Annotated in this window: 1 protein-coding gene and 2 pseudogenes; all 3 read left to right on the top strand. The window is 61.8% G+C overall.

From position 1 onward, the window contains the following. The first annotated feature begins 2 nt into the window (after positions 1 to 2). Positions 3 to 2,077 (top strand): annotated as a pseudogene (gene kdpB / locus WCA53_RS14005) (potassium-transporting ATPase subunit KdpB). Between the two features lie 36 nt (positions 2,078 to 2,113). Beyond that, on the top strand, positions 2,114 to 3,130 hold the full coding sequence (locus WCA53_RS14000) for a potassium-transporting ATPase subunit C (RefSeq protein ID WP_423911176.1): 1,017 nt from the start codon (positions 2,114 to 2,116) through the stop codon (positions 3,128 to 3,130). A gap of 41 nt (positions 3,131 to 3,171) precedes the next feature. Beyond that, positions 3,172 to 3,426: pseudogene (locus tag WCA53_RS13995) on the top strand (hypothetical protein); the annotation flags it as partial.

Raw genomic sequence — 3,426 nt, 5'->3', positions numbered from 1 at the left:
GGCTGATCGCGTCGGCGCTGATACGGGCCGCGCTGCGACAGTCGCTGGTCGCGCTGCGGCCCGATATCCAGTGGAAGAACCCGGTGATGTTCGTCGTTGAGATCGGCGCGGTGCTGACGCTTGTCTTCATTGTGCAGATGGCGCTCGGCGCAGCTCACAGCCAGGCGCCACTCACATACTTCATTGCGCTCGACGCGTGGCTCTTCCTGACCGTCGTGTTCGCAAACTTCGCAACGGCGATCGCCGAGGAACGCGGCAAGGCGCAAGCGGATTCACTGCGCCGCGCAAGACGCGATACGGTCGCCTACAGGCTGCGTGCGGATGGCTCGCGTGAAACCGTGTCGTCGATCAAGTTGCTGCGCGGCGACCGCGTGATCGTGGGAGCCGGCGATGTTATTCCGAGCGATGGCGAGATCATCGAAGGCACCGCTTCCGTCGATGAATCCGCGATCACCGGCGAGTCAGCGCCCGTGATCCGCGATGCGGGCGGAGACCGGTCGGGTGTAACCGGCGGCACAACCGTCCTGTCCGACGAGATCATAGTGCGGGTGTCCGCAGAACCGGGTGAGACCTTCCTCGACCGGATGATTGCGCTGGTAGAAGGTGCAGTACGCCAGCGCACACCCAACAAGATCGCACTGACGTTGGTACTGTCGGCGTTCACGCTGATCTTCCTGATCGTCGTCGTGCCGCTGTGGGCGATGGCGTTCAACGCCGAACAGTACATGACCAGCTATCTCGGCCTGTCCGAGCCTCTCCATAGCCTGGGTACCGACGTGCCCACGCTCGTTGCCCTCCTCGTCTGCCTGATCCCGACGACCATTGGCGCATTGCTCGCCGCGATCGGCATTGCAGGGATGGACCGCGCATTGCGCGCGAACATTATTGCAAAGAGCGGCAAGGCTGTCGAAGTCGCGGGTGACATCGACACGGTCGTGCTCGACAAGACCGGCACCATCACGATCGGCAACCGTCGCGCGACCGGTTTCATGCCGGTGGGCGCATACGACGAAGGCGAGCTTAAACGCCTTGCGGCGCTGGCATCGTTCGGCGACCAGACGCCTGAGGGCAAGAGCATTTTGTCGGTCGCGTCACAGGTCGTACCCTACGCCTCGGGACCGAGCGTGCCCCCGACGCGAAAATAATCCCGTTCAGTGCACAAAGCCGCATGAGCGGGATCGACATGCCCGACTGCCGGGTGATTCGCAAAGGCGCACCGGACGCGGTGATTGCCTATGTGCGCAAGCACGGCGGCGAAGTGCCCTACGGACTCGATCCGATCCTGCAGCACGCAGGCGCCCAAGGCGCCACGCCGCTCGTCGTGGCGAACGGCAACGAGATTGTGGGTGTCGTGATCCTCGAAGACATCCTTAAGCCCGGCATTCGCGAACGCATTCAGCATTTGCGCAAGATGGGCCTCCATACGGTGATGGTCACCGGCGACAATGCGCTGACGGCCGCCACCATCGCGCGGCTCTCCGGCGTGAACGAGTTCATCGCCGAGGCGACACCCGAAGCGAAACTCGCCTACCTGCGTCGCGAGCAGGCCGAAGGCAAGCTTGTCGCGATGATGGGCGACGGCACCAACGATGCACCGGCACTCGCACAAGCCGACGTCGGGCTCGCGATGAATTCCGGCACTCAGGCTGCGAAGGAAGCGGGCAACATGGTCGATCTCGATAGCGATCCGACGAAGCTCATCGAAGTGATCGAGATTGGCAAGCAACTGTTGATGACACGCGTCGCGCTGACCACGTTCTCGATCGCCAACGACGTGGCGAAGTACTTCGCAATCGTGCCCGCGTTGTTTGCCGGCACCCTGCCGTGGCTCGGCGCGATGGATGTGATGCACCTGCATTCGCCGACTTCGGCCATCCTCTCGGCGGTGATCTTCAACGCGCTGATTATTCCGCTGCTGATTCCGATCGCGCTCAAGGGCGTCAGATACCGCGCGCTCGGGGCGGATGCTTTGTTGAGGCGAAATCTGCTGGTGTGGGGACTGGGAGGCGTGATTGTGCCTTTCGCCGGGATCAAGCTGATCGACCTGGCCATGGTCGGCTTGCATCTGGTCGCATAGCGGTACATGTAAAGGTCCCGCAAGAAGGAGGAAGTCATGCTGCGCCATCTGTCGAAGAGTGTCTGGCTGCTGGGACTCGTCACCGTGCTGGTATGCGGTGTCTATCCGGCGGTGCTGTGGGTCATCGGCCAGACCGCGTTTCCGTTCCAGGCGAACGGCAGTATTGTCGACGGCCCGGACGGTAAGCCGGTCGGTTCGTTGCTGATCGCGCAACCGTTCACCAAAGACGAGTACTTCCAGTCGCGTCCGTCGGCGGTGTCGTATGACGCGTCGGCGTCCGGATCGTCCACCCTTGGCAGCTCTAACTATCTGTTGCGCGACCGGGTTGCCCGGATGATTGGGCCCATTGCACGCTATGCAAGCGGGCCGCAAGCAGGGCAACTGGTAGCGCCCGATGTCGAGACCTGGTTCCAGGCCGATCATGCCGGTGGGCAGCCGCATATTGTTGCGCAGTGGGCAGACGCTCACAACGGACTTGCCCAGGCCTGGGTGAGTGCTGATCCGTCCCACGCCAAATACGTCGATGACTGGGCGAAGCAGCATGCGACGGTGCTCCAGCAATGGATTGCCGCGAACCCTGCCACGCCGAGCCCGAAGGCAGCGGACCTGGCCGTGGTGTTCTTCGAAAACTTTTCGGCCGAACATCCTGGACAGTTCCCGTCGAGCGTGACGCACACTGGCGCTGACGGCAAGAGCGTGAGCGCGATCGAACCGGTGAAGGATGGCGCCGATGTCCAGTCGATCTTCTCCGATATGTGGCGCCAGGATCATCCGGACGTGGCCTTGCAGGAAGTGCCCGGCGATTTTGTCACGACCTCCGGATCGGGACTCGACCCGGACATTACGCTCGCCAACGCGACTTACCAGCTCGATCGCGTGGCGGATGCGTGGGCAAAGGACACGAAGCGTGACCCGGCCAGGGTCCGCACTGAAATCGCTGCACTGTTGAGTCAGCAAGCAAGCGCACCGTTTGGCGGTCTGGTGGGCGAGCCGCTGATCAACGTGCTCAAGGTGAATCTGGAACTGCGCAGGCTGTATGGCGCACCGGCGTGACGAGGGCGGTGGCGGTGGCGGTGGCGGTGTCTGGAACGTGAATGAAAGTTGCCATGGATTGCGCAACAGTGTTTTGCATGCGCCCATGCAACGCGATTGCGCAACGTCTGACATACTTGTTTCATGCAGTGCTTACCCCGCACAACAAATCGCTGGCTTTGCCCACCGTTCTATGGCGGTCTTTTTTACCTGACCAGAAAAACAGGAACGATCCAATGAATGCCTCGCTCGAAACGCTGTTCCCTGACCATCATCATGCGGAAGACAGCATTGTCACCGCTCTAAATCATCAGGAC

This window comes from Caballeronia sp., from assembly GCF_049581465.1.
Lineage (GTDB): Bacteria > Pseudomonadota > Gammaproteobacteria > Burkholderiales > Burkholderiaceae > Caballeronia.
Note: the sequence above shows the minus strand (reverse complement) of the source record. Positions and strands in the feature narration are given on the sequence as shown.

Coding starts and splice junctions, on each gene's coding strand:
- WCA53_RS14000 (WP_423911176.1), top strand. CDS start 2,114: ATGCTGCGCCATCTGTCGAAGAGTGTCTGGCTGCTGGGACTCGTCACC.